The organism is Streptomyces sp. NPDC025721 (assembly GCF_055558595.1).
Map to the genome: position 1 here is coordinate 121,291 of NZ_JBVHMF010000008.1, position 24,064 is coordinate 145,354.

The following is a 24,064-nucleotide window of genomic DNA, read 5'->3' on the forward strand; positions in this document are numbered from 1 at the left end:
CCACCTGGCCAGAACTCGACCCGGAGCGCCACCCGTTCGCCTGGGACGACGCCGAGAAGGCGCGAGTCGAGGCGCTGGTCAGGGAGTTGGTGCCGCAGGTGCGGTCCGGCATGGCGGGCAAGTGGGCGCGGGAGCGCCGCTGCGTGCCGCGGATCACCGCGCTCTTCGTCGAGCGGTACGGCTCCTGGGCGCGGGAGTGGAACTGGAGCGTCGGCGAGGGCGACAACGACGGCGGTGTGGTCGGCAGTTGGTGCTGCGGGGCGCACTCGGTGACGACACCGGACGCGACCGCGGCCAAGGCCGTCGCCGCGCTGACCGAGTGGCGGGACTGGCTGGAGGAACTGGCTGAGCGCTTCCGGGAGTTGGCCCCGGCGCCGGACGCCTCCCCCGAGCAGCGCAGTTGGCACCTGGAACGCGCGGCGGTCCGGCTGGTCACGCGCGTCGTGGACCGTACGCAGGCGGAGAGCGGCTGGTACGGAACCTGCCGACTGGTGCTGGGGTGGTACCTCACCTCCTGCGGAATGGGTGACGCCGAGGCCACGGCCGTGGTCGACAGCGCCATCGGCGGACGCTTCACGAGCTGGGTCGCCCCGCCGTCCGCACTCGTCGATTCGGTCGGCGAGGATCTGGCCGTCGCCCTGACCGGCCGCCTCCCCTACCGCGACCACCGCGAGTACAGCCACCTCGAAGAGCGGCACGACGGCGGATGACGTCCACCGCGCCGCAGCCGCCCGGGGACTCGGCCGTTCCCGCGAGCGCGTACGGGACCGGCCCCGACGCGCTGGCGGCCTGGTGCCGCGTACGGCGGCGGGTCGACTGGACGGCCACCGGCGCCGACGACGTGACGGCAGGCCGGACCACCGCGGCCGTCGACGGCTTCGCCGCCTGGTGCGCGGGTCCCGTCCGGCGCCGCGACCCCGCCCGCGCCCGCCGCCTGCTGGCCGCGTACGAGGCGGCCCGCGCCGACGCCGTACGCGAAGTGCCCCTGACGTTCGGCCTGTTGGCCGGGTGGCAGCGGACCGTGCTCGGTGCGGACGAGGCGGCGTTCAGGACCGGGGACGCGTACGCGAAGGGCGGCCGGGAACGGTACGGGCTGAACTCGCGCACCCCGGCGGACTTCGCGGAGTGCCTGGCCCAAAGCGCGGACACCGCCGTGCCGTTGGCCGCGCGCGCCGCCCGGACGTATCTGGACGTGGCCTTCTTCCACCCCTTCGCCGACGGCAACGCCCGTTCCGCGCTGCTGGCGTTGACGTATGTGCTCGCCCGCGAAGGCGTCGTCCTGCGCGAGGTGGGTCCGCTCACGGTCGCGCGTTACGCGGACGACGCGGCGGGAGCGGCCGATCTCGCCGTGCTCGTCGCGGTCCTCGCGCGACCGTCGGCGAGCCGGAGAACGGTCTGACCCCAGCCGTACATCTCCCGTACACCGCACGTTCGCCGCGATGACATCGCGCGGCCATCTCTTCGCGGCTCCTCGTGTGTGTTGCGGCACGTTCGGCCGCGTCGGCCGGGCGTCGGCGGGCGGGGCGGAAGGGACGGTCGCCGCGCAGGTCAGAGGGGGCGCGAGAGGGGGCGGAAACGCGTTCGAAACGCGGGTGGGCGCGGGGTCGCTCGGGAGGCGGCGCGGAAAGGCCGCCCGTAAGATTGGTCGGCTTGTCTTGCTTTGTACGCCTGAGCAGGGTGCCGGGCCCCCGGACGGGGGACGAGGGACGAGGAGCGCATGGATCTGAGCGTGGAGAGCGACCCGCTGCGGGATGTGGACCTGCTGCTGGGAGTGCTGGACGCGGCCGAACGGCCGAGCGTTCCGCACGCCCACTTCGCGGGAGGCACGGCCGCCGGGGCGCGGACGCTGCTGGACGTGCTCGACGCGACCGTCCGCGCGCACCCGCAGGAGCCCGCGCTGGACGACGGGCGCACCGCGCTGACGTACCGCGCGCTGGCCGCCGAGGTCGACACGCTGCGGCGCGGGCTCGCGGCGGCCGGGATCGGGCGGGGCGACCGGGTCGGCGTGCGGGTGCCCTCGGGCAGCAACGACCTGTACGTCAGCATCCTGGCCGTGCTCGCGGCGGGCGCCGCCTACGTCCCGGTGGACGCCGAGGACCCGGACGAGCGGGCCGAGCTGGTCTTCGGCGAGGCGCGGGTGGCCGCCGTACTGGGCGCGGACCGCGCCCTCACCCTGACCGGCACCACTCACGCCACCGCCCGGACCGGCACACTTCACGCCACCACCCTGACCGGCACCCGTCACGCGCCGAACGACCCGCCCGCGTCGAAAGCCCCGCGCCGCCCCTCCCCCGACGACGACGCCTGGATCATCTTCACCTCGGGCTCGACCGGCCGCCCCAAGGGCGTCGCGGTCACGCACCGCAACGCGGCGGCGTTCGTGGACGCCGAGGCCGCGCTGTTCCTCCAGGACGAGCCGATCGGTCCCGGCGACCGCGTGATGGCGAGCCTGTCGGTGGCCTTCGACGCCTCGTGCGAGGAGATGTGGCTGGCCTGGCGCAACGGCGCCTGCCTGGTCCCGGTCCCCCGCTCGCAGGTGCGCGGCGGCAGCGACCTCGGGCCGTGGCTGGCCGAGCAGGAGATCACGGTGGTCTCGACGGTGCCGACGCTGGCCGCGCTGTGGCCCGCCGAGGCGCTGAACGAGGTGCGGCTGCTGATCTTCGGCGGCGAGGCGTGCCCGCCGGAGCTGGTCGAGCGGCTGGTCACCGAGGGGCGCGAGGTCTGGAACACCTACGGCCCGACCGAGGCCACCGTCGTCGCCTGTGCGGCGCTGCTGACCGGCGAGGGCCCGGTACGGATCGGGCTGCCGCTGGACGGCTGGGAGCTGGCCGTGGTGGACGAGGCGGGCGAGCCGGTGCCGATGGGCGGCAGCGGCCAGCTCATCATCGGCGGCGTCGGCCTGGCCCGGTATCTCGACGCCGAGAAGGACGCGGAGAAGTACGCGCCGCTGGAGTCGATGGGCTGGGCGCGCGCGTACCGCAGCGGGGACCTCGTGCGCGCCGAGCCCGAGGGGCTGCTGTTCCTGGGCCGCGCCGACGAGCAGGTCAAGCTCGGCGGGCGCCGGATCGAGCTGGGCGAGGTGGACGCGGCACTCCAGGCGCTGCCGGGCGTGGCGGGGGCAGCCGCCGCCGTACGCACGACCAGGCGCGGCAATCAGCTGCTGGTCGGTTACGTGGTGGCGGGCGAGGGCTGGGACCGGGCCGCGGCCGTCGCGGAGCTGTCCACGAAGCTGCCCGCCGCCCTCGTACCGCTGCTGGCGACCGTCCCCGGCCTGCCGACCCGCACCTCGGGGAAGGTGGACAGGGCCGCGCTGCCCTGGCCGCTGCCGGAGTCGGCGGGCCCCGCGCCCGGCGAGGAGGCCGCCGAGCCGCTGCGCGGCACCGAGGCGTGGGTGGCCGAGCAGTGGACCGAAGTCCTCGGTGTGCCGGTGGTCGAGGCGCGCGACGACTTCTTCGCGATCGGCGGCGGCAGTCTGGCCGCGGCCCAGCTCACGACGCTGCTGCGGACCCGCTTCCCGTCGGTGGCCGTCGTCGACATCTACCAGGCGCCGACCGTGCGGAAGCTGGCCAGGATGCTGGACCGTTCCGTACGGGACGACCGCCCGGCCCGCGAGATCGCGCCGGTGCCGGGCCGCGCCAAGGCCGTCCAACTGCTCGCGCTGCTGCCGCTGTTCGCGCTGACCGGGCTGCGCTGGACGACCGGGCTGCTGGCGCTGGGCAACACGCTGGCCTGGACCGGCCACTACCCGTGGGCGCCCACCGCGTCCTGGTGGCTGGTCGCCGCCGGGGCCGTCCTGCTCTTCAGCCCGCCCGGCCGCCTCGCGCTGGCCGCGGCCGGTGCCCGGCTGCTGCTGCGCGGGCTGACCCCCGGCAGCTATCCGCGCGGCGGCGGCGTCCACCTGCGGCTGTGGGCGGCCGAGCGGCTGGCCGAGGCGACCGGCGCGACCTCGCTGTCCGGGGCCTGGCTGATCCGGTACGGCCGGGCGCTCGGCGCGCGGATCGGCCCGGACGTGGACCTGCACTCGCTGCCGCCGGTCACCGGCATGCTCAAGCTCGGCCGGGGCTGCGCGGTCGAGGCCGAGGTCGACCTCGCCGGGTACTGGCTGGACGGCGACCGGCTCGAGGTCGGCCCGGTGAAGGTCGGCTCCGGCGCCGTCGTCGGCACCCGCAGCACACTCCTGCCGGGCGCCAGGATCGGCAAGCGCGCGCAGATCACGGCCGGGTCCAGCGTCACCGGGCAGGTGCCGACCGGGCAGAGCTGGGCGGGCGCGCCCGCCGTCAAGGTCGGCAAGGCCGAGCGGCGCTGGCCCAAGCAGCGGCCCGCGCGCCGGGCCCGCTGGGCGGCGGCGTACGGCGCGAGCGGCGTCGGCGTGACGCTGCTGCCGCTGATCGCCGGGCTCGCGGCGCTGGCCGTCGCGGCCTGCCTGGTGCCCGCCCACAGCGGTCTCGGCGCCGCCGCGCGGGGCGCGCTCATCGCGCTCGTCCCCGCCACCCTCGCCTTCGCGCTGGTGTACGCGGCGCTGCTGATCGCCGCCGTCCGGCTGCTGAGCCTGGGCCTGCGGCCCGGCTGGCACCCGCTGCACAGCCGCGTCGGCTGGCAGTCCTGGACGGTCATCCAGCTCATGGACGCCGCCCGCGACAAGCTCTTCCCGCTGTACGCGGGCCTGATCACGCCCGTGTGGCTGCGGGCGCTCGGCATGAAGGTCGGCAGCGGCGCCGAGGTCTCCACGGTGCTGGCGATGCCGAGCCTCACCACCGTCGGCGACGGCGCGTTCCTCGCCGACGACGTCCTCGTCGCCCCGTACCAGCTCGGCGGCGGCTGGCTGCGGATCGGCGCGGCCGAGATCGGCGAGCGCGCGTTCCTCGGCAATTCGGGGATGACGGCGCCGGGGCGCGCCGTCCCGGACCGCGGCCTGGTCGGGGTGCTGTCGGCGACGCCGAAGAAGGCCAAGGAGGGCCGCTCGTACCTGGGCATGCCGCCGGTACGGCTGCCGCGCACGGCTGACGACGCCGACCAGAGCCTGACGTACGCGCCGCCGGTACGGCTGGTGTGGGCGCGCGGGCTGGTCGAGGTCTGCCGCCTGGTGCCGGTGCTGGCCTCCGCCGCGCTGGCCGTACTCGTCCTGGCCGTGCTGGCCCGGCTGGCCCGCGACGCGGGCGTCCTGGCGGTGGCGCTGCTGTCGGGGCCGGTGCTGCTGGCCGCGGGCGGCGCCGCCGCGCTGGTGTCGATCGCCGCGAAGTGGCTGCTCGTGGGCCGCTTCCGGGCGGTCGAGCGCCCGCTGTGGAGCGGTTTCGTGTGGCGCAACGAGCTGGCCGACACCTTCGTGGAGGTGCTGGCCGTGCCGTGGCTGGTCGGCGCGGTGCCCGGCACCGCCGTGATGAGCCTGTGGCTGCGCGGCCTCGGCGCGCACATCGGCCGGGGCGTGTGGTGCGAGAGCTACTGGCTGCCCGAGGCCGACCTCGTCACCCTGGAGGACGGCGTCAGCGTCAACCGCGGCTGCGTCCTTCAGACCCACCTCTTCCACGACCGGATCATGCGCATGGATACGGTGGTGCTCCGCACGGGCGCGACCCTCGGTCCCGGTGGCATCGTGCTGCCCGGCAGCGAGATCGGCGCCCGCAGCACCCTGGGGCCCGCGTCCCTGGTGATGCGCGCCGAGTCCATCCCCGCGGACAGCCGCTGGCTGGGGAATCCGGCCGAGGTGTGGTTCGAGGAGGAGCCGCCCGCGCGGCGGGGCGAGGCGTGAGAGGTCGCCCGCGGCCGGGCGGGGGCGGACGCGGTCCGTCGGGCGGCGCGCCACGTGCCGGCGCGCCGGCACGTGTGCCCGGCCCGTCCGGGGGAACGACCAGGCCGTACGGGGGTGCGGCCCGGTGGGAACGATGAGCGAGGAACCGTTGAGCCAGAAGCGAGCAGCCGGGCCGGGGGCGGCGGACCCGTACTTCCCCGCGCACGGCGACAGCCGTTACGGCGTCCACAGGTACGAACTGGCCCTGGACTACCGGCCCGCGTCCAACCGGCTGCGCGGCACGGCGCGGCTCAGCGCGGTCGCGGGCGGCGCGCCGCTGCGTGAATTCGCCCTGGACCTGGCCGACTTCAGGCTCCAGCGGGTCGTGGTCGACGGGCGGCCCGCGCACTACACGCACCGGGCGGGACGGCTGCGCGTACGGCCCGCGAAGCCGGTCGAGGCGGGCGCGGCCTTCACCGTCGAGGTGGCCTACACCGGCAACCCGCAGCCCATCAACAGCCAGTGGGGCGGCCTGGGCTGGGAGGAGCTGACCGACGGCGCGCTGGTGGCGAGCCAGCCGGTCGGCGCGCCGTCCTGGTACCCGTGCAACGACCGGCCCGCGGACAAGGCGTCGTACCAGATCGCGGTCACCGCGCCGTCCGCGTACACCGTGGTCGTCGGCGGGCGGCTGCTGTCCAGGACCACCAAGGCCAGCAGCACCACGTGGGTCTACGAGCAGGCGGCGCCCACGTCCAGCTATCTGGTGACGGTGTCGATCGGCCGCTACGAGACGGTCCAGCTCACCGGCGGCGCCTCGCTGTTCGCACCGCGCCGCCCGGTACCGCAGACCGGTTACGTACCGGCGGGGCTGCGCGGCGAATTCGCCGTCGACTTCGAGCGGCAGACCCGCATGATGGACTTCTTCGAGGACGTCTTCGGTCCGTATCCGTTCGGCGAGTACGCGGTGGTCGTCGCCGACGAGGAGCTGGACGTGCCGGTGGAGGCGCAGGGCATGGCCACCTTCGGCACCAACCACCTGGGGGGCAGGCGGCATTGGGAACGGCTGGTCGCCCACGAGCTGGCCCACCAGTGGTTCGGCAACAGCCTGTCCATCGGCGACTGGCGGCACATCTGGCTCAATGAGGGCTTCGCCAAATACGCCGAGTGGCTGTGGTCGGAGCACACCGGCGGCCCGCTCGCCGCCGCGCACGCCGCCACCGCCCACGACCGCCTCTCCCGGCTCCCGCAGGATCTGCGCCTGGGCGACCCGGGACGCCGTCTGATGTTCGATGACCGCCTCTACCAGCGCGGCGGCCTCACCGTCCACGCCCTGCGACTGGCCCTCGGCGAGGGCGCGTTCTTCCGGATGCTCAAGGCGTGGACGACCATAAACCGCCACTCGACGGTGGTCACGGCCGACCTCGCCGCGCACGCGGCGCGCTACAGCGCCGACTCGCTCGACCCGCTCTTCACCGCCTGGGTCCACCGCACACCGCTGCCCCGGCTCTAGGGCGTGTCCGCCGGAGGGCCGGGGGCGGGCGGGGAGCAGGGAGCGGCGGTCGTGGCCCGCGTCGCGCGACGCGCACCCTGGACAGAAGCGGCGGGCTCGGTCACTCTTCTGCACCATGACGGTACCCAGCCCCCTGGTCAGCGCGGACTCGCCGCTGTCCGTGGCCGTCCCGGCCGTCGCCGAGCGGATCGCGGCGCTGCTGCGGTCGCCCTCGGACATGGCCGTGCCGATTCCCGGCGCGCGGTGGACGGTTGGGGAGGCGGCGGCGCATCTGATGCTGGCCAACGCCCTGATGGCGGACCTCGCCGCGGGGCGCGAGCGGTCGTACGGCGACGGGACGCCGGGCGGCCTGGCCGCTGCCAACACCGCGTCCCTGGAAGCCTTTACCGAGCGCGACCCGGCGATCCTGGCGGCCGGGATCGTCCGGCACGCGCGGGCGTTCACGGACACGGCGCCGTCCAGGGAGCCGGGCGCCCAACTGGCCACCCCGATGGGCCCCATGGACCTCGGCCACCTCGGCGCGTATCTGCTCGCCCACATGCTCGGACACGGCTACGACATCGCCGTGGCCCTCCGCCGCCCCCACATGGTCAGCCCCCAACGGGCCCTGCTCACCGTCCCGTTCCTCATGACGGCCATGCCCCGCGTCGTCGAACCCCGCACCGCCGCCGGGCACACCGCCTGCTACGACCTCCGCCTGCGCGGCGGCCCCCGCTTCACGGCCACCTTCACCGACGGGGCCCTCTCCGTGACCGACGCCCCGCCGCGCCGCCCCGACTGCACGATCGTCACCGAGCCCGTCACCTTCCTCCTCATCGCCCTCGGCCGCCGCACCGCCACGAGCGCGCTCGCGCGCGGCGCGATCCTGGCCTGGGGCCGCAGGCCCTGGCTCGCGCCGCGCTTCCCGACGCTGTTCACGGCGCCCTGAGCCGGGGGCGCTGAGCCGGGGCCTTGAACCGGGGTCTTTGAGCCGGGGGGCCGACTCCGTGCTCAGGCAGCGCTCAGGCCGTGCCGACGAGGCCCGACTCGTACGCGATGATGACCAGCTGGACCCGGTCGCGGGCGTCCAGCTTCGTGAGCAGGCGGGAGATGTACGTCTTGACGGTCGCGCCGCTGATGAAGAGCTCGGCGGCGATCTCGGCGTTGGCGCGGCCGAGGCCCACGAGGGTGAGGATCTGGCGTTCGCGGTCGGTGACGGCGGCCAGCCGCGCGGGAGCGTGTGCGTCCACCGGCCCCGCGGGCGGCGGCTGTTGGGCGAAGTGCGCGATCAGGCGGCGCGTGACGGCCGGGGCGATGAGGCCGTCGCCCGCCGCCACGACGCGGATCGCGGCCAGGATGTCGTCCAGCGCCATGTCCTTGACCAGGAACCCGGACGCGCCCGCGCGCAACGCCCCGTAGACGTGGTCGTCCTGGTCGAAGGTCGTCAGCACGAGGACGCGCGGGACCGCGGTCGCGTACACCGGGTCCTCGGTGATCCGGCGCGTCGCCTCGATGCCGTCCATGCCGGGCATGCGGATGTCCATGACGACGACGTCCGGCCGCAGTTCGGCGCTCAGCCGTACGGCGTCCGCGCCCGTACCCGCCTCGCCGACCACCGCGAGGTCCGGCGCGTCGGTGATGATCATGTCGAGGGAGGCGCGGACGAGGGGCTGGTCGTCGACGAGGAGGACGCGCACGGGGACCGCAGGTCCGGCGGCGTCGGCGGTCATCGGACGGGCTCCGCGACCGGCATACACGTGAACGTCCCCGCGTCGGGGGCTGGTTGAGCTTCCTGGGGCGGCACCGGCAGCCGGGCCGTCACGCGGAAGCCGCCGTCCGGGCGCGGCTGCGCCGAGAAGTCGCCGTGCAGCAGTCCGACGCGCTCGCGCATGCCGACGATGCCGTAGCCGCCGCGGGCCGGGGCCCGTACGCCGTGCGTCGTCGTACGCGCCGGGTGCGGCTCCGGGTCCGCGCCCGGGTTGCTGACCTCGACGGCCAGCTCCGCCGCGCGGAAGTCGATGGTCACCGCGCAGGACCGCGCGCCCGCGTGCCGTACGACGTTCGTCACCGCCTCCTGGACGATGCGGTACGCCGACAGCTCGATCTCCGGCGGGAGTTGGCGCCGTACGCCGGACCAGGTCACGTCCACGCGTACGCCCGCGGCCGTCGTGGTCTCGGCGAGCCGGGGCACGTCGGCGATTCCCGGCGCGGGGGCGGGCCGTACGGCCTCGCGCGTACCGTCTCCGCCCGCGTGGGCGCCGCTCGCGTGCGCGCCGCGCCCGGTCGCGCCCGTCCCGGCAGAGCCGTTCCCCTGCGCGCTGTTCGCGTCCGAGCCGTTCCCGTCCGCGCCGTTGCCGTCCGCCTCGCGCAGGGCGCCGAGCATGTGGCGCAGCCCGGTCAGCGTCTCCCGTCCCGCCGTCTCGATCTCGCCGAGCGCGGCGCGGGCGCGATCCGGCTGGGTGTCGAAGACCTGCCGCGCCGCACCGGCCTGGAGCGCGACGATCCCGATGGTGTGCGCGACCATGTCGTGCAACTCCCGTGCGATCCGCAGGCGTTCGGAGGTGATCGCCCGTTCCGTCGCCTCCGCGCGCAACGCCTCCGCGTGCGCGTGGCGCTGCCACACCGCGTTGCCGACCAGCCACACGATCGCCGTCGTGAGCGCGGCCGTCAGCGTCGTCGTCGCGTCGGTCTCGTAGCCGAGCAGCGCGCGACCGCCCGAGTAGCCGACCAGCGTGGCCAGCGCCAGCACGCCCGCCGTCGCCGACGTGCGCAGCGGCTGCGTCGCCGCCAGATAGCAGACCGCCACGTCCACCGCGAGGAACTGCAACAGCGGGATGTCCCCCACCGCCATGGCCAACACCGAGCAGACGGTCCCGGTGAGCAGCAGGCACAGGGCGGGGAGCGGGCGGCGCTCGCGGCGCGCGGCGGCCAGGACGAGGACGGCCGCGAGGACTTCGTCCAACTGGTTGCCGAGGCTCAGGTCGAGCACGCTGAGGCCGCGGGTCTGCGTCTGCTCGAAGACGGTGTACGCGGTGACCGCGAACCAGATCAGCGCCATCCACGTACCCGGCCGTACGCGGGAGAGGCGTTTGAGCGGTGAGTGGGTGAAGTCCATGCTCAGCTCCCTGCCCAGGTCCATGCTCCGAGCGTAACGACCGTCCCCCACCTGGGCATTCACCCGGGGACGTAAGCCCGTGGGCGTACGGCGGGGCGGACCGTTCCGCGACCGGCGGACAGGGGGACGTCCTCCGGCGGCCGATGACCCGCGCCGCTCCGGACGGCAGCGTGGTCCCGTGATCGAAGTCAGCCATCTCACCAAACGCTACGGCCGGACCACCGCCGTCAACGACCTGTCCTTCACCGTCCGCCCCGGCCACGTCACCGGCTTCCTCGGCCCCAACGGCTCGGGCAAGAGCACCACTTTGCGGATGCTCGTCGGCCTGCACGCCCCCACTGGCGGCACCGCGACGATCAACGGCCACGACTTCCGGACCCGCCGCCGGGGCCTGCGCCACGTCGGCGCGCTGCTCGACGCGGGCGACGCGCACGGCGGGCGCACCGCGTACGACCATCTCCGCTTCCTGGCCCGCAGTAACGCCGTTCCGCGCGGCCGGATCGACACCGTCCTGCGCGAGGTCGGGCTCGGCGACGCCGCCGGCCGGCGCATCGGCGGTTTCTCGCTCGGCATGCGGCAACGGCTCGGTATCGCGGGCGCGTTGCTCGGCGATCCGCCGGTGCTGCTCTTCGACGAGCCGCTGAACGGGCTCGACCCCGAGGGCGTGCTCTTCGTCCGTGCGCTGTTCAGACGGCTGGCCGCCGAGGGGCGCACCGTCTTCGTCAGCAGCCACCTCATGACGGAGATGGAGCACACCGCCGACCGGCTCGTCGTCCTCGGCCGGGGTCGACTCCTCGCCGACGAGAGCGTTTCCGCCTTCGCCGCGCGCGGCGCGCGGCAGCGCGGGCAGGTCGTCGAGGTCCGCGCCGACGACCCGGCGGGGCTGGTGATCGCGCTCACGCGAGCGGGCGCCCGGGTGACGCAGGCGCCGGACGGCCTGCTCACGGTGACGGCTGCCGAAGGCTCCGGGATGGACGCCGTACGGATCGCGGGGATCGCCGTGGAGCGCGGCATCCTCGTCCACCAACTGACGACGCGCAACGGCTCGTTGGAGCAGGCGTTCATGGAACTGACAGGTACGAGCGTGGAGTACGCGGCGGAGTCGGGAGAGCGGTCATGAGTACGGAATCCGGCCTTCTCGAACCCGCGCCCCGCTTCTGGGACTTGCTGGCGGCGGAGTGGATCAAACTGTGGTCGCTGCGGTCCATCCCGTGGTTCGTGCTGCTCAGCGCCCTGGCCGCGGTCGGCGTGAACGCCAACGCCGCGCGCGCCGCCCGCGCGCACTGGCACTCAGGGCCGCCCCCGTTCACCGCGCACGGCGCCCTGCAAGAGGCGTTCAGCCGTCCCGCCGCCGCCTGGGTCCTGCTGGCCATGGGCGCGGTGGGCGCCATCGCGATCCTCAGCGAACAGACCACGGGCCTGCTCCGTACGACGTTCTGCGCCGTCCCCGCCCGCCGGGAGGTCATGACCGCCAAGGTCCTGGTCGTCACGGCGGTCGCCGCCGTCTTCGGCGTCCTCACCGTCGCCGCCTCCGTCTGGTGCGACGCGGCCATTTTGTACGGCCGTTACACCGGCGTCCCCCTCGCCGACCCCGTCGCCCTCCGCATCACCGCCGCCTCCGCCGTGCTCGCCCCGCTCGGCGCCCTCATCGGCCTCGGCCTCGGCGCCGTCATCCGCCACAGCGTCGCCACCATGGTCACGCTGTTCCTTCTCGCCTTCATCCTCCCCGTCTCCATCACCGACCGCACCCACCTCAGCGCCACTCTCACCCATGCGCTCCCCTTCAACGCCTGGTATCGCCTCACCCTCCCCATCGCCATCCTCCACGCCCCCTACCCCTCCACCATCCCCGGCGCCTGGCTCACCTTCGCCGCCTGGGCCGCCGCCCCCGCCCTCCTCGTCCTCCTGACGGTCCCCCGCCGCGACCAATAACGCCGCCCCGGCGGGGGCTGCGCTTCGCCTTGCCCTCGCAGTCGGGGGGCGGCGGGCCCGGGCGGGGGCGTGCCCGGGGCGGAGGGGGGCCGGGACGGCGGGCGCGCCGGGGCGGCGGGGCGAGGTCGGCGACGGTGGGCCGTCGCGGCGGCGTCCGGGGGGCATCTCCGCGTGCGGGGGGGCAGGTGGTGAGAATCCCCTGCATCTGCGTGGCCCCGGGGTCATCCCCGCATGCGCGGGGGCAACTCTTCGGCGAAGCGGCCTTTGCCGCCGCTCCGGGGGCATCCCCGCGTGCGCGGGAGCAGCCCAGTCGCTGCATCTGCGGCACCGCGACGTTGGAGTCATCCCCGCGTGCGGGGGGGGGGGGCAGAAATCCCCCCGTGGGCTCTAGTCGAGCGTCTGGGGTCATCCCTGCGTGCGCGCGGGGCAGCCCGTAACCGAAGAGGCCGAGCACGACGACCGAGGGTCATCCCCCCGAGCGCGGGGGGCAGGGGCCTACTGCCCCACCGTTCCCCGGCCGCCAGGGGTCATCCCCGCGTGCGCGGGGGGGCAGGTGATCCCGTTCGCGCTGGACCTCCGGGGCCCGGGGTCATCCCCGCGTGCGCGGGGGGCGGTACGGGCCGGACCGGTGGCCGTGGCGGAAGTCGGGGTCATCCCCGCGTGCGCGGGGGGCGTGGGGGTTTGTTGGCGGGTGGGGGCGGAATTCATCAGGTGGCGGGGATCGGGCAAATGCGGCGAACCCGGCGCGCGTGGAGACGGTCCGCGTACAGCGTAGAGCTGAGGCGAGTGACCAGCCCCTACGGCGTGGGCGGGGAGCGGCTGAGGTCGTCACGAGGTTCGTGGAGCGGGCGGGGGCCCTGGGCGACGCGCGCCTCGGCAGCCGCCGTCCCGGCTGACGCGGGGTCACGACGCGCCGTGCCGTCGCCGCGCGATACGCGATGGCGCGGCCGTCAGCGGCCGTTCACAAGGCGCGCCGCATGCAAACCAGTTGCTCCCGCTCGTCCCACGAGTCGGTGACGGTGAAGCCGAGCCGTTCGTACAGCGCGATGGCCCCGGTCCGCCACTTCCACACCGAGAGCCGGACCGTATCCGCGCCGTTCTCCGCCGCCTGCTCGAACGCCGCGCCGAGCAGAGCGGACGCGACGCCCCGGCCACGGAACCCGGCTTCGGTCCAGAGCCTCTTGACCTCGGAGTGCCCGTGGTCCGGACGCGTCACCACCACGCAGCCCACGGCGGCGTCCCGCACGAGCGCCACCAGCACGACATCGTCGGCGAACGCGCTCCGAGGGTCGGTGATCTCCGCCCGGTATCGATCCGGCAGCCCGTCCACCCCCGCGACCGCCTCCCCCTTCTCGGCCTCGGTCCGCAGGTGGTAGGCCGCCAGCAGCCCGGCCAGCCCGGCCAGCCCGTCCCCGGCCGAAGGTGCCTGGTCCGGCCACCGGACGACGGCGACCTCAGGTTGATCACTCATGCCGCCAGCATCACACGGGGCGCCCTTTCGTCCGCGCCCACCCCGTATCGAACGTCAGCGACCTCAACGCACGCAGTCGAGCCTTCCGACGTGCCCCCGCTCCCTCCGCGACCGCAGCTCCCGCCGTACGCCCCGCACCGCCCGGTCGGAGAATCGGGAGGCCCTACGCCCCGTCCAGCGTCGGTGAGTCCCGACGAGCGGTCATCCCCGCAGGCGCGGGGACCACCCCTGGGTCACGGTGTGGTGGACGACCACCCCGGGATCATCCCCGCGCGGGCGGAGAGCAGACAGCTTGCGCGCCGAGGCCGTACCCCTGCGCGGGGTCATCCCCGCGCAGGCGAGGAGCAGAAGTGGCCGTACGGCCTCGCGAAGAATGTCAAGGGGTCATCCCCGCGCGGGCGGGGAGCGGAAGATCGCCGCATCGAAGCCGAAGCGGCCGATGGGGTCATCCCCGCGCGGGCGGGGAGCAGGACTCGCGCAGCTCCGGCGTGGCCCCGGACCTGGGGTCATCCCCGCGTGTGCGGGGAGCGGCAGGACGCGCCCCGGCCGCTGGCCCGCGTGCGGGGGTCATCCCCGCGTACGCGGGGAACTGGAGGCTTTCGCGGTCTACGCCGTGTGCTGCAAGGGGTCATCCCCGCGTACGCGGGGAACTGGCTTGCTGACGTGCGGAGTTGCCGGGAGCAGAGCCCGGGTTGAGCCAGGTGCAAAGGGTCAGGCAGAGGCGGCGAACCGCGTCGCGACGAGGCCGCCCGCGTACAGGGTAGGGCCGAGGATGCGGCGGGGACTCAGCGGGCGGGACCCGGCACCGCAGAGTCGCCCCACGGCGCAGGCGCAGGCGCAGACGCAGGGGCAGGGACGAGGGCCCAGACGACCTTGCCGGGGACGCCCGCGCGCGGGGCGACACCCCAGCGGCCGTGGGTGACGGCGTCCACGAGGAGGAGCCCGCGCCCGCGTTCGGCGGCAACATCAGGGGTGGGGGCGTCGAGGAGGACGGGTAAGGAACCGCCGGCGGCGTCGTGGACTTCGAGGAGCAGGCCGTCGGCGAGCCGATGGGCGCTGACGCCGAACTGCTTGCCGGGAACGTGCCCGTGGCGCTGTGCGTTGGCGGCGAGTTCGGCGAGGACGAGGCAGGCGGCCTCGGCCACGTCGCGTTCGGCCCGCCACGCGGCAAGGGTTCGCATCAGCGAGTGACGGGCGCGCCGTACTCCCAACGCCGTTGGGGGCCACAGCTCTTGTGGATCGGTGTACGGCTGCGGGGGCGGCGGCGCGCCACCGCCCTTCGCCTCTACGGCAACTCCCGACATAGCGCCTTACCGTCTCTCCGTGCGTGATCGAATTCTCACTTTCCGTACACAAGCGTGAGGCGGGAGCCATACGATCGCCAGGGGTCGGCCGTTGACCCCGCGAACAGCAAGGGGTACGGGCCCGGGTACGTGGCCGCCGCCGCGAAACCCGCAGGCGGAGCCGCCAATCGGCGCTGGCCACAGGCTCGTTGCCCACGGCGGAGGCAAGGCGAAAGGAACGGGCGCTCGGATGATCGACGGAGCCGAGGACGAACTCAGCCCACGCGCGATGCTCGCGGCCGAACTCACCAGACAGCGGGAGCGCGCCGGTTGGACGCTGGCCGAACTCGCCGATCGTTCCAAGTACGACCCGTCGTATCTCCAACGCCTGGAGAAGGGCGTCCGGCTCGGCTCCCTCGACGCCATCGACGCGCTCGACCGGCTGTACGGAACCGGCGAACTCCTCAGCAAGTTGTGGCGTGCCGCCAAGCGCGAGGCGGGGCAGAGCCGTTACCAGGGCTTCAAGGACCTGGAGGCCGAGGCGACGAGCATCCAGGAGTTCGCCGTCAGCACCGTCCCAGGGCTTTTGCAGACACCGGGTTACGCCGAGGGGCTGTTGCGGACGCACGGCCCGGAGAGCGAGGAGCTGCTGGCGAAACGGGTCAGTGACCGTATCGCCCGGCAGGACCGGCTCACCAGCGCGAAACCGCTGAACTACCGAGGCTTGCTGGACGAGTCGGTCCTCCGTCGACCAGCCCGTGACGCGAGCGTCTGGAGCGAGCAGTTGGAGCGCCTGGCGGAAGCCGCCGACCAGCCGAACATCACCCTGCAAGTGGTGCCGTTCGGCGTCGGGATGCACAACCTCCTCAGCAGTTCGCTGCAACTGCTGTGGCTCCCCAGCGGGCGAACGGTCGCCTATTTCGAGAGCAGTTGGAGCGGCCACCTCGTCGAGGAAACGGAGGAGGTGGAGCACTTTCGCTTGTCCTACGATCGTCTTCGGGACTCCGCACTGTCGCCCACCGAGTCCCTCGACCTACTGCGATCCGCGCTGGAGGACCACTAGTCATGCAGAGCACCGCACTGAACCTGAACGCCGCCAAGTGGCGCAAGTCGTCCTACAGCGGCGGGGCGGACCCGGACAGTTGCGTCGAGGTCGCCGACAACTTCCCCGGCACCGTCCCCGTACGCGACTCCAAAGACCCCCACGGCCCCGCCCTCACCTTCCCCACCGCCTCCTGGTCCGCCTTCATCGACGCCGTGAAGTCCGGCCAACTCCCCACCGTCTGAACGTCCGAGGACCAGTGATCATGCCAAGCACCGGACTGAATCTCAGCGCCGCCGCGTGGCGCAAGTCGTCCTACAGCGGCGGGGCGGAGCCGGACAGTTGCGTCGAGGTCGCCGACAACTTCCCCGGCACCGTCCCCGTACGCGACAGCAAAGACCCTCACGGCCCCGCCCTCACCTTCCCCACCGCCTCCTGGTCCGCCTTCATCGACGCCGTGAAGTCCGGCCAACTCCCCACCGTCTAGCGGTCCGCCCCGGCGCGAGGCCGGGGGCGGGGCCGGGGCGGGGCGTCAGAGGACGGCGAGGCGGTCGACCAGCAGCTCGGTTCTGCGTTCGGTGTCCCCCGGCGGGAGCCGCCCGGCACGGGTCAGGGTGGCGAGTCCGTGCAGGGACGCCCAGAACAGCTCGGTGAACAGCCCCGGGTGGACGCCGTCCCCGGCCACCTCGCCAAGGGTCTCCAGCAGGGCGGCGAAGGCGTCCTTCAGGGGCTCCGGCGTGTCCTCGTGCGCGAAGGCGAGGCCGCCGTCGAGGTTGAACATGGCGTCGTAGACCGCCGGGTTGCGTTCGGCGAAGTCCAGGTAGGTGCGGGCGAGGGTGGTGACCCGGGCGCGCGGGTCGTCCACGGCGGAGGTCGCGGCCCGTATCGCCACGGCCATCTCGGCGGCGCCCTGGAGGGCGACGGCGCCGATGATCTCGCGCTTCCCCCGGAAGTGGCTGTAGAGGACGGGCTGGCTGTACTCGATGCGCTCGGCGAGGCGGCGCGTGGTGACCGCGTCCCAGCCCTGGCGCTCGGCGAGTTCGCGGGCCGTGGCCACGATGAGGCGTTCGCGGCCCGCCCGTTCGCGCTCCTTGCGTTCCTGTACCGACATGACTCGATTCTAGCACCGCTAGACAATCGAGCGGTAGCAGGTCTAGCGTTGAACCAACGGCTAGCAACGCTAGATCCTGATCTCCGGGAGGGTCACCATGCTCAACGCACTTGAGGTCATCACCACCGTGGTCGTCGGCGTGATGGTGGGGGTGGAGTTCTCCGTCGCCTTCGTCATGAACCCGATCTTCAACGCGCTGCCCGACGACAGCGGCCAGCTCGCCCGCGCCCACGGGGGTCGCATGCTCGGCGCCGTGATGCCGTTCTGGTACATCGGCTCGCTCGTCCTCGCCGCCGTCTGGACCGTCGCCGGACGGCACCACGACGGCGTCGGCCTCGTCATCACCGGTGCCGCGCTGCTGATCGTCAGCGTGATCATGTCGATCCTGCTGCTCGTCCCCATCAACAACCAGAGCAAGACCTGGACCCCCGAGAATCGGCCCGCCGACTGGAAGCAGCAGATGAATCGCTGGGACCGCTTTCACTACGTCCGCGTCGCCGTCATCATCGCCGCCTTCGCCTTCCTGGCCGCCGCCCTCCTCTGACCGGGCCGCCCCGCCCCCGCCCGGGCGCTTGCGCGCGCCGAATCCCGCCCGTCCCCGCACGCGCGGGGAGCAGCGGATGCCGCCGTTGGCGTACGACAGGCCCTTGGGGACATCCCCGCAGGCGCGGGGGGGCGGTAGATCGCCGCGTCGAAGCCGAAGCGTCCCACGGGGTCATCCCCGCACGTGCGGGGAGCGGTTCAAAAGCGCCTGCCGCACCGTGTGTGCCGCAGGGTCATCCCGCACACGCGGGAGCGCGCCGTGGGCGCCGTGGGGGGCCGTAGGGCGTCGTGGGGGGCCGTAGGGCGTCGTGGGGGGGCTGCTCGCAGAGGTGTCGGCGGTCAGCGGCGAGGGGACCAGGACGGGGTGGAACCGCCTTCGGGGACGGGCGAGGGCGGCGGGAGGCGGCGGGTGATGCGGTCGAAGAGGTCGGTGAGGGGCTCGCCGATGTCGCGGCCGAAGTCGGTGAGGCCGTAGGTGACTTGGGGAGGAGTCGTCGGCTCGACCGCACGCCAGATCAGGCCGTCCTGGACCAGGGCGCGCAAGGTCTGCGCCAGCATCTTCTCGCTGATGCCCCGGATGCTGTCGCGCAGCTCGTAGAACCGCAGGTCGTTGGTCCGCAAGGAGATCAGCACCCAGATGCCCCACCGGCTGGTCACGTGGTCGACCATGTCGCGCGCGGGGCAGTCGGTGTGAAACACCTCATACCGAGGGTCCGCCGCGACCGGCTTCAGCTGCACGCCTTCCTCCATGCCCGGAGCTTACCTCGGGGTATGTCCTTACGGAAAGTAAGCCCGGCTCCTAGCGTCAATCCCCGTAGCCACAACGGATAACGCAGCAGGAACGAGGAGCCGAACATGATCGTGGTGACCGGTGCGACCGGAAACGTGGGCCGGCCTTTGACGCAGGCACTGGCGGAGGCGGGCGAGCAGGTGACGGCGGTGTCGCGGCGCCCCCCGACCGGCTCGGCGCAACTGCCGGACGGCGTACGCCACTTGTCGGCCGACCTGGCCGAACCGGCGAGCCTGGAAGCGGCGTTGGACGGAGCGAAGGCGCTGTTCCTGCTCCTGTCCGGCGACTTGCACGCCCCCGAAGCCAGGCCCGCCGACCTCATCGGCCTCGCCGCTGCCCACGGCGTACGCCGGGTCGTCCTGCTGTCCTCGCAGGGCGTGTCGACCAGGCCGCTCGACCCGTCGCGGGTCGCGATGCGCGCGGTGGAGGACGCGTTGCGCGGCTCCGGCCTGGACTGGGCGATCGTACGACCGGGCGGCTTCGCGTCCAACGCCCTGGCCTGGGCGGAGTCCGTGCGTACGGAGCGGACGGTCGCCGCGCCCTTCGGCGACGTGGGGGTTCCGGTCGTCGACCCGGCCGACATCGCCGAGGTCGCGGCGGCCTGCCTCCTGGACGACCGGCACAACGGCGGGGTGTACGAACTGACCGGGCCCGAGGTCATCACGCCACGTCAGCAGGCCGCTGCCCTCGCCGCCGCGCTCGACTCGCCCGTACGGTTCCACGAACTCACCCGCGACGAGGCCCGGTTGGCGATGACCCGCTTCGTACCGGCCGAACTCGCCGACGACACCCTCGACATCCTCTCCGCCCCGCGTCCGGCCGAGTTGGCCATCAGCCCGGACGTCCAGCGCGTCCTCGGCCGCGCCCCGCGCCCCTTCCGCGACTGGGTCACCCGTAACATCGCCGCCTTCCGCTGAGGCGCCGCGTCCCGGTCAGCCCGGCCTGACCTCCCAACTCGGGTTCTGGAGGCGGGTGTTGTGGACGGTGATGTCGGCGTGGTCGGCGGGGTGGGCCGTGGCGGCGTAGAGCCGCTGGGCGGGGAGGTAGCGGTCGCGCCAGGACCGTTCGATCTCGGCGGCGGCCGTCAGCGCCGCGTCTCGGCTCCGGGCGGCGGCCGTCAGCGCCGCGTCTCGGCTCCGGGCCCGGTCCACCGTCTGCTCGAAGGGGACGGACACGAGGACGCGCAGGTCCCACCGGTCGAGGAGTTCGGGACGGAGGAGGAAGACGCCGTCGAAGAGGAGTACGGCGTCCGCCGGGGCGGTCGCGGCCGGTGGCGACAGCGCGGTGTCGGTCTGCGCGTCGTAGGCCGTCGTTCGGAACCTCCGGTCTCCGCCAGGTCCCAGCGGGTCGAGCAGGAACCGGCACAGCGCGGCGCGGTCGTGGGCGTCGAAGTAGCAGCCTTCGGCGGTGTACCGGCCGCGCCGGTAGCGCTGTGCGCGCGGGACGAGGAAGTCGTCCACCGTCGCCCGGATGACCTCGCGACCCCGCGCCCGCAGCACGACGGCGAGTTCGTCGGCCAGCGTCGTCTTCCCCGCGGCCGGCGGCCCGTCGACCGCGACCCGCACCGGGTGCCTTGTCGTGACCGCCCCAGCCGTGACCGCCCCGGCCGCCCCGGCTGCCCCGGCCGTGACCGCACCGGCCGCCCCGACCGCCTCCGCCAGCCGATCGATGAGCTCCTGACGGGTGCCTCGTTCCATCGCCGCCCCTCCCCACGTGAGGGGCGGGCGGATGCCGTCCCCGGTCAGCCTCCCGCCGAGGCCGCGGCAACGCAGAACTCATTGCCCTCGGGGTCGGCCATCACCACATGGTGCCCCTCGAACTCCTCCAGGACGACCCCGCCCGCCTTCACCAGCCGCTCGGACTCCGCCTCGATCCGTGCCCACCGCTCGTCGGGGCTGCCGTGTCCCGGCACCCGGACGTCGATGTGGAGCCGGTTCTTGGCGGTCTTCGGCTCGGGGACCTTGAGGATGCAGAGCCGGGGGCCGACGCCGTCGGGATCGCAGAGCCACGCGCCGTCGTCCGCGGAGTCGTCCTCCGGAAGGTCGAACTGCGCCAGCCACTCCTCACGGGTCGTGAAGGGAGCGGGCGGCGGCTCGTCCACATACCCCAGGGCCGTCTTCCAGAACGTGGCGAGGAGTTTCGCGTCCGCGCAATCAAGGGTCAGATCGATTCTTGCTGCCATGACAGGACCGTAACGCGCACCTCGGACAATCGCGGCCGACGCGGACGAGGGCCGACCGCGAATACCTCGACTTCCGCGGAGGGTGTCTTCCCCGCATTACGCGGGGGCGGCGGAGGGGCTGACCTGGGGGATTGTCGGCGGGTGGGGGTGGGTTCGGCAAGGTCGCGGGGGCGGGCGAATGGGGCAGGTGGCCGCCTGGTGGGGGACGGTGCCGGCGGGTGACCGTGAGCACGTGCCGCACGCGTCCGCGCGGTCCGGGGTGGTCGGTAGGGTGACCGGCTGTGGAGGACATGGTGGGCGTCCCGGCGGGACGGGTGACGGTGTCGGACCGGCGGACGCAGAAGAGCTGGCAGGTCGAGGTCGCGGCGTTCGAGATGGCGGCGGTGCCGGTGACGCAGGAGGCGTACGCGGAGGTCACCGGCCGGAGGCCGAGCAGTGTGGAGGGCGAGCGGCTGCCGGTGGAGGGGGTTTCGTGGTGGGACGCGGCGGAGTTCTGCGACGCCCTGTCGCGGCGGGAGGGGCTGACGCCCGCGTACGCGTTGGACCGTGAGGCCGAGCGGGCGGAGTGGGACGCGGCGGCGGACGGTTACCGGCTGCCCACCGAGGCCGAGTGGGAGTACGCCTGCCGGGCGGGGACGACGGGGCCGAGGTACGGGCAGCTCGACGCCGTCGCCTGGCACCAGGGGAACTCGGACGGGCGTACGCACCCCGTCGGCGGCAAGGAGCCCAACGCCTTCGGCCTGTACGACATGTTGGGCAACGTGTGGAACTGGTGCTGGGACGTCTACGACGCCGAGGTGTACGGGACCTACCGGGTGCTGCGCGGCGGCGGCTGGGCCGACGAGCACTGGAGCTGCCGCGCGTCCGTGCGGCGCCGCAGCCATCCGACGTTCGGAATCGACGACGTGGGGTTCCGCGTCGCACGTTCTACGCTGCCGCCGTCGCCGCCCCGGCCGTAAGCACCGTAAGGACCGTAAGGGTCGCAGGACTATCGACCTCCACGGTCGCCCACGTCCGGACACGCATCGCCGTTCCCCCAACGCAGGGCCTTGGGGCCGGGGTTATCCCCGCACGCGCGGGGAGCAGCCGGTCATGCGGATCGTCGAAGAGGTCGCCGAGGGGTCATCCCCGCTCGCGCGGGGAGCAGCGCTCGGCGTAGCCGTGCAGGTGACTCAGGGGGTCATCCCCGCTTGCGCGGGGAGCAGATCAGCACCGTGCAGTTCGCCATGAACTCCGGAGGGTCATCCCCGCTTGCGCGGGGAGCAGGACCGCGACGAGACCGTCGGCTATCTCGGGTCGGGGTCATCCCCGCTTGCGCGGGGAGCAGCCGCACCGCCGCCGGCCGCGGTGCACGACGACGGGGTCATCCCCGCTTGCGCGGGGAGCAGGCTCGCTGACGTGCGGGGTTATCAGGGGGCAGGGGCCGATTGAACCAACTGTCGAGGATCGGGCGAATAGGGCAAGCGGCTCCTGAAGGCGGGCCGCACGGCCCCGAGCACAGGATATGGCCACGGCCGGCGGCCGCAGGGGCCAAGGCTGGACCGAGCGTCAAGACGGTGGTGCGGGCGACTCACGGGGGCTGGGTCCAAACAATCAGCGTGCGGTGAGCCGCAGTTCGTTCCGCCGCACCGAGTGGGCGGGGGGCGCCCGGAGTTCCGTCGTACGTCATCCGGCGCGCTGGCCGAAGGTGACGCCAGGGCTGAGGCTCAGGGCCAGGACAGTGTCGAGTGCGGTCTCCAGCGGAAGGCTGTCCCGCTGGATCTGGGCGAGCAGGAGTGCGCCCTGCAAGGCGCAGAGGAGGGTGACGGCCAGGTCGTCCGGATCGATGCCGGGCCGGAGGCGCCCGGCGGCGTGCAGGGCGGCCAGCCCTTGGCCGATGACGGTGGACCAGCGGCCGAACCCGACCGAGACCCGAGCGCGGGCCCGCGCGTCGCTCTCGGCGAGCTGACCGCCGAGGGACCCGAGCGGGCAGCCGCCCCGGCCGTCGAGGCGTCCGGCCTCGGCGACGACCAGGTCGCGCCAGGCGCGCAGCCCCTCGACCGTGTCGAGCCCCGCCTGCTCGGTGGTGGTGACGATGGCGTCGGCCTGGCGGTCGATCACCGCCTGCACGAGCGCTTCCTTGTCGGCGAAGTAGTGGTAGAGCTGCGAGCCGCTGACCTGGGCCGCGGCCTTGACGTCTTCGAGGGTGGCGCCCGCGACGCCGCGTTCGTGAACGAGTTCGGCGGCGGCGTCGACGATACGGGCCCGGGTCCGCAGCCCCTTGGGCGTCAGCTTGGCCGTCGGGCGCGTATCGGTAGCCATGACGCCACGCTAACACCGTTTTGGACTTGAGAACCCATTTTTTGGACGCGAGAGTGGAATCTGCGACCCAGAAATCACTGGGCCCATCGCAGCACGAATCGCAGCACGCAAGGGGCGCTCTCATGAACGACATCTCAACCCCGGTCGCCGACCGGGCCGCCGAGGTCCAGGCGCAGGCCGCCGGGCGGCTGCCCGCCGAGGTCGGAACCGCCTTCGAGAACGAGAGGCGGCGGCTGATGGCGGCCGGTGTCCCGGACGGCGTCGCCGGTCCGGGCACCGCCATGCCCGACGGCGACCTTCTGGACGCGACCGGTCGGCCGACGAGCCTTTCGGCCGTACGGGCGGGGCGCCCGGCCGTCGTCGTCTTCTACCGGGGCGCCTGGTGCCCGTACTGCAACCTGACCTTGCGCACCTACCAGGAGGCCCTGGTCGACCGACTCCGAGCGCAGGGCGTCGCCCTGATCGCGCTCAGCCCGCAGAAGCCGGACGGCTCGCTGACGATGACCGAGAAGCTCGGCCTGTCGTACGCCGTGCTGTCGGACCCGGGGAACCAGATCGCCGCGCGGCTCGGCATCGTCTTCACCCTCGCCGACAGCGCGCAGGACGCTCAGGCGTCCCTCGGCGTCCGCCTCACCGACGTCAACGCCGACGGGTCCGCCGCTCTCCCGCTCGCCACGACCGTCCTCGTCGGCGCCGACGGCTCCATCCGCTGGATCGACGTCCACCCCGATTACACGACGCGGTCGGAACCCGCCGAGATCCTTGCCGCCGTCGCGGCCCTCGAATAGCCCTCGACGGAGCCGCGCACTGAGCAAACACGTCATCCCCGCACGCGCGGGGGGCCGCCATGCGCGGGGCACAGCGCCAAGTAGCCCCCGGGGCCATCCCCGCACGCCGCGGGGTGCACGACGCCCTGGAGAAGACCGTCACCAAGCACATGGGCTCATCCCCGCACGCGCGGGGGGGCAGTTCGGTGACAGCATCGGCGAACTGCTGGACCGGGGGTCATCCCCGCACGCGCGGGGGGGCAGATGCTGTGGCCCGCGTAGCTGGCACGGGCTGGGGGGTCATCCCCGCACG

Annotated in this window: 23 protein-coding genes and 2 CRISPR repeat arrays (1 of these 25 cut by a window edge); of the genes, 14 read left to right on the forward strand and 9 right to left on the reverse strand. The window is 73.6% G+C overall.

What is annotated here, in order from left to right; translation table 11 throughout:
* Positions 1–89 precede the first annotated feature (89 nt).
* From ACZ4EF_RS14280 to ACZ4EF_RS14300, 5 genes are all read left to right on the forward strand, one after another.
* On the forward strand, positions 90–710 hold the full coding sequence (locus ACZ4EF_RS14280; protein WP_467504602.1) for a hypothetical protein: 621 nt from the start codon (positions 90–92) through the stop codon (positions 708–710).
* On the forward strand, positions 707–1,399 hold the full coding sequence (locus ACZ4EF_RS14285) for a Fic family protein (RefSeq protein ID WP_467504604.1): 693 nt from the start codon (positions 707–709) through the stop codon (positions 1,397–1,399). The genes ACZ4EF_RS14280 and ACZ4EF_RS14285 overlap by 4 nt, the downstream gene beginning before the upstream one ends.
* Before the next feature lie 318 nt (positions 1,400–1,717).
* Positions 1,718–5,746 carry a Pls/PosA family non-ribosomal peptide synthetase gene (locus tag ACZ4EF_RS14290; protein ID WP_467504606.1) on the forward strand — a complete coding sequence of 1,343 codons (4,029 nt, stop codon included), beginning with the start codon at positions 1,718–1,720 and terminating at the stop codon, positions 5,744–5,746.
* Between the two features lie 133 nt (positions 5,747–5,879).
* A complete protein-coding gene (locus tag ACZ4EF_RS14295) occupies positions 5,880–7,235 on the forward strand; it encodes a M1 family metallopeptidase (RefSeq protein ID WP_355339903.1) in 1,356 nt (451 codons plus the stop codon).
* Between the two features lie 115 nt (positions 7,236–7,350).
* Positions 7,351–8,163: a maleylpyruvate isomerase family mycothiol-dependent enzyme gene (locus ACZ4EF_RS14300; protein WP_467504608.1), complete on the forward strand. Its 813-nt coding sequence runs from the start codon at positions 7,351–7,353 to the stop codon at positions 8,161–8,163.
* 73 nt (positions 8,164–8,236) lie between these two features.
* On the opposite strand, the gene ACZ4EF_RS14305 is transcribed toward ACZ4EF_RS14300, so the two are convergent.
* Together ACZ4EF_RS14305 and ACZ4EF_RS14310 are read right to left on the reverse strand one after the other, a co-directional pair.
* The gene (locus ACZ4EF_RS14305) at positions 8,237–8,944 is read right to left on the reverse strand and encodes a response regulator (protein WP_401717513.1); all 708 of its coding nucleotides are present in this window, start codon (positions 8,942–8,944) and stop codon (positions 8,237–8,239) included.
* A complete protein-coding gene (locus ACZ4EF_RS14310; protein WP_467504611.1) occupies positions 8,941–10,353 on the reverse strand; it encodes a sensor histidine kinase in 1,413 nt (470 codons plus the stop codon). The genes ACZ4EF_RS14305 and ACZ4EF_RS14310 overlap by 4 nt, the downstream gene beginning before the upstream one ends.
* Before the next feature lie 154 nt (positions 10,354–10,507).
* Between ACZ4EF_RS14310 and ACZ4EF_RS14315 the strand changes: the two genes are divergently transcribed.
* Positions 10,508–11,449, forward strand: coding sequence for an ABC transporter ATP-binding protein (locus ACZ4EF_RS14315; protein ID WP_467504613.1), 942 nt, complete (start codon positions 10,508–10,510; stop codon positions 11,447–11,449).
* A complete protein-coding gene (locus ACZ4EF_RS14320; RefSeq protein ID WP_355339888.1) occupies positions 11,446–12,261 on the forward strand; it encodes an ABC transporter permease in 816 nt (271 codons plus the stop codon). Before ACZ4EF_RS14315 ends, ACZ4EF_RS14320 begins: the two co-directional genes overlap by 4 nt.
* A gap of 961 nt (positions 12,262–13,222) precedes the next feature.
* On the opposite strand, the gene ACZ4EF_RS14325 is transcribed toward ACZ4EF_RS14320, so the two are convergent.
* Positions 13,223–13,732 (reverse strand): GNAT family N-acetyltransferase, encoded by a 510-nt coding sequence (locus tag ACZ4EF_RS14325; protein WP_391041744.1) that lies wholly within the window; start codon positions 13,730–13,732, stop codon positions 13,223–13,225.
* A gap of 785 nt (positions 13,733–14,517) precedes the next feature.
* Positions 14,518–15,036, reverse strand: a complete 519-nt coding sequence (locus ACZ4EF_RS14330) for an ATP-binding protein (protein ID WP_467504615.1) — start codon at positions 15,034–15,036, stop codon at positions 14,518–14,520.
* A gap of 229 nt (positions 15,037–15,265) precedes the next feature.
* Between ACZ4EF_RS14330 and ACZ4EF_RS14335 the strand changes: the two genes are divergently transcribed.
* From ACZ4EF_RS14335 to ACZ4EF_RS14345, 3 genes are read left to right on the forward strand one after another with little or no spacing between them, the layout of a single operon-like run.
* A complete protein-coding gene (locus ACZ4EF_RS14335; protein WP_391121966.1) occupies positions 15,266–16,078 on the forward strand; it encodes a helix-turn-helix domain-containing protein in 813 nt (270 codons plus the stop codon).
* 2 nt (positions 16,079–16,080) lie between these two features.
* Positions 16,081–16,302 carry a DUF397 domain-containing protein gene (locus ACZ4EF_RS14340; RefSeq protein WP_401717535.1) on the forward strand — a complete coding sequence of 74 codons (222 nt, stop codon included), beginning with the start codon at positions 16,081–16,083 and terminating at the stop codon, positions 16,300–16,302.
* A gap of 20 nt (positions 16,303–16,322) precedes the next feature.
* On the forward strand, positions 16,323–16,544 hold the full coding sequence (locus tag ACZ4EF_RS14345) for a DUF397 domain-containing protein (RefSeq protein ID WP_467504618.1): 222 nt from the start codon (positions 16,323–16,325) through the stop codon (positions 16,542–16,544).
* 45 nt (positions 16,545–16,589) lie between these two features.
* On the opposite strand, the gene ACZ4EF_RS14350 is transcribed toward ACZ4EF_RS14345, so the two are convergent.
* Positions 16,590–17,168: a TetR/AcrR family transcriptional regulator gene (locus ACZ4EF_RS14350; RefSeq protein WP_391041751.1), complete on the reverse strand. Its 579-nt coding sequence runs from the start codon at positions 17,166–17,168 to the stop codon at positions 16,590–16,592.
* A 97-nt stretch (positions 17,169–17,265) separates the two neighbouring features.
* On the opposite strand from ACZ4EF_RS14350, the gene ACZ4EF_RS14355 reads away from it, so the two are divergent.
* The gene (locus ACZ4EF_RS14355) at positions 17,266–17,712 is read left to right on the forward strand and encodes an anthrone oxygenase family protein (RefSeq protein ID WP_467347814.1); all 447 of its coding nucleotides are present in this window, start codon (positions 17,266–17,268) and stop codon (positions 17,710–17,712) included.
* A 338-nt stretch (positions 17,713–18,050) separates the two neighbouring features.
* Here ACZ4EF_RS14355 and ACZ4EF_RS14360 read toward each other — a convergent pair whose 3' ends face one another.
* Positions 18,051–18,461 carry a winged helix-turn-helix transcriptional regulator gene (locus ACZ4EF_RS14360; RefSeq protein WP_391158496.1) on the reverse strand — a complete coding sequence of 137 codons (411 nt, stop codon included), beginning with the start codon at positions 18,459–18,461 and terminating at the stop codon, positions 18,051–18,053.
* A gap of 105 nt (positions 18,462–18,566) precedes the next feature.
* Here ACZ4EF_RS14360 and ACZ4EF_RS14365 point away from each other — a divergent pair, with 105 nt between their 5' ends.
* Entirely contained in the window at positions 18,567–19,418 is an 852-nt protein-coding gene (locus ACZ4EF_RS14365) for an SDR family oxidoreductase (RefSeq protein WP_467504621.1), read from the forward strand.
* A gap of 15 nt (positions 19,419–19,433) precedes the next feature.
* On the opposite strand, the gene ACZ4EF_RS14370 is transcribed toward ACZ4EF_RS14365, so the two are convergent.
* Positions 19,434–20,198, reverse strand: a complete 765-nt coding sequence (locus tag ACZ4EF_RS14370; RefSeq protein WP_467504624.1) for a cytidylate kinase family protein — start codon at positions 20,196–20,198, stop codon at positions 19,434–19,436.
* 44 nt (positions 20,199–20,242) lie between these two features.
* Positions 20,243–20,683, reverse strand: coding sequence for a VOC family protein (locus ACZ4EF_RS14375; RefSeq protein ID WP_401717549.1), 441 nt, complete (start codon positions 20,681–20,683; stop codon positions 20,243–20,245).
* Positions 20,684–20,973: 290 nt separating this feature from the next.
* Here ACZ4EF_RS14375 and ACZ4EF_RS14380 point away from each other — a divergent pair, with 290 nt between their 5' ends.
* On the forward strand, positions 20,974–21,642 hold the full coding sequence (locus ACZ4EF_RS14380; protein ID WP_467504760.1) for a formylglycine-generating enzyme family protein: 669 nt from the start codon (positions 20,974–20,976) through the stop codon (positions 21,640–21,642).
* Positions 21,643–21,741: 99 nt separating this feature from the next.
* Positions 21,742–22,071: direct repeats of the CRISPR family, unit length 28 nt; unit sequence GGGTCATCCCCGCTTGCGCGGGGAGCAG.
* Positions 22,072–22,348: 277 nt separating this feature from the next.
* Here ACZ4EF_RS14380 and ACZ4EF_RS14385 read toward each other — a convergent pair.
* Positions 22,349–22,984, reverse strand: a complete 636-nt coding sequence (locus ACZ4EF_RS14385; RefSeq protein ID WP_355339855.1) for a TetR/AcrR family transcriptional regulator — start codon at positions 22,982–22,984, stop codon at positions 22,349–22,351.
* A 122-nt stretch (positions 22,985–23,106) separates the two neighbouring features.
* Here ACZ4EF_RS14385 and ACZ4EF_RS14390 point away from each other — a divergent pair, with 122 nt between their 5' ends.
* Positions 23,107–23,772, forward strand: a complete 666-nt coding sequence (locus ACZ4EF_RS14390; protein WP_467504627.1) for a peroxiredoxin-like family protein — start codon at positions 23,107–23,109, stop codon at positions 23,770–23,772.
* Positions 23,773–23,923: 151 nt separating this feature from the next.
* Positions 23,924–24,064: a CRISPR direct-repeat array (repeat unit 29 nt); it runs 134 nt beyond the window's last position.

Coding starts and splice junctions, on each gene's coding strand:
- ACZ4EF_RS14285 (WP_467504604.1), top strand. CDS start 707: ATGACGTCCACCGCGCCGCAGCCGCCCGGGGACTCGGCCGTTCCCGCG.
- ACZ4EF_RS14290 (WP_467504606.1), top strand. CDS start 1,718: ATGGATCTGAGCGTGGAGAGCGACCCGCTGCGGGATGTGGACCTGCTG.
- ACZ4EF_RS14295 (WP_355339903.1), top strand. CDS start 5,880: ATGAGCGAGGAACCGTTGAGCCAGAAGCGAGCAGCCGGGCCGGGGGCG.
- ACZ4EF_RS14300 (WP_467504608.1), top strand. CDS start 7,351: ATGACGGTACCCAGCCCCCTGGTCAGCGCGGACTCGCCGCTGTCCGTG.
- ACZ4EF_RS14305 (WP_401717513.1), bottom strand. CDS start 8,944: ATGACCGCCGACGCCGCCGGACCTGCGGTCCCCGTGCGCGTCCTCCTC.
- ACZ4EF_RS14310 (WP_467504611.1), bottom strand. CDS start 10,353: ATGGACCTGGGCAGGGAGCTGAGCATGGACTTCACCCACTCACCGCTC.
- ACZ4EF_RS14320 (WP_355339888.1), top strand. CDS start 11,446: ATGAGTACGGAATCCGGCCTTCTCGAACCCGCGCCCCGCTTCTGGGAC.
- ACZ4EF_RS14325 (WP_391041744.1), bottom strand. CDS start 13,732: ATGAGTGATCAACCTGAGGTCGCCGTCGTCCGGTGGCCGGACCAGGCA.
- ACZ4EF_RS14330 (WP_467504615.1), bottom strand. CDS start 15,036: ATGTCGGGAGTTGCCGTAGAGGCGAAGGGCGGTGGCGCGCCGCCGCCC.
- ACZ4EF_RS14335 (WP_391121966.1), top strand. CDS start 15,266: ATGATCGACGGAGCCGAGGACGAACTCAGCCCACGCGCGATGCTCGCG.
- ACZ4EF_RS14340 (WP_401717535.1), top strand. CDS start 16,081: ATGCAGAGCACCGCACTGAACCTGAACGCCGCCAAGTGGCGCAAGTCG.
- ACZ4EF_RS14345 (WP_467504618.1), top strand. CDS start 16,323: ATGCCAAGCACCGGACTGAATCTCAGCGCCGCCGCGTGGCGCAAGTCG.
- ACZ4EF_RS14350 (WP_391041751.1), bottom strand. CDS start 17,168: ATGTCGGTACAGGAACGCAAGGAGCGCGAACGGGCGGGCCGCGAACGC.
- ACZ4EF_RS14355 (WP_467347814.1), top strand. CDS start 17,266: ATGCTCAACGCACTTGAGGTCATCACCACCGTGGTCGTCGGCGTGATG.
- ACZ4EF_RS14360 (WP_391158496.1), bottom strand. CDS start 18,461: ATGGAGGAAGGCGTGCAGCTGAAGCCGGTCGCGGCGGACCCTCGGTAT.
- ACZ4EF_RS14365 (WP_467504621.1), top strand. CDS start 18,567: ATGATCGTGGTGACCGGTGCGACCGGAAACGTGGGCCGGCCTTTGACG.
- ACZ4EF_RS14370 (WP_467504624.1), bottom strand. CDS start 20,198: ATGGAACGAGGCACCCGTCAGGAGCTCATCGATCGGCTGGCGGAGGCG.
- ACZ4EF_RS14375 (WP_401717549.1), bottom strand. CDS start 20,683: ATGGCAGCAAGAATCGATCTGACCCTTGATTGCGCGGACGCGAAACTC.
- ACZ4EF_RS14380 (WP_467504760.1), top strand. CDS start 20,974: ATGGTGGGCGTCCCGGCGGGACGGGTGACGGTGTCGGACCGGCGGACG.
- ACZ4EF_RS14385 (WP_355339855.1), bottom strand. CDS start 22,984: ATGGCTACCGATACGCGCCCGACGGCCAAGCTGACGCCCAAGGGGCTG.
- ACZ4EF_RS14390 (WP_467504627.1), top strand. CDS start 23,107: ATGAACGACATCTCAACCCCGGTCGCCGACCGGGCCGCCGAGGTCCAG.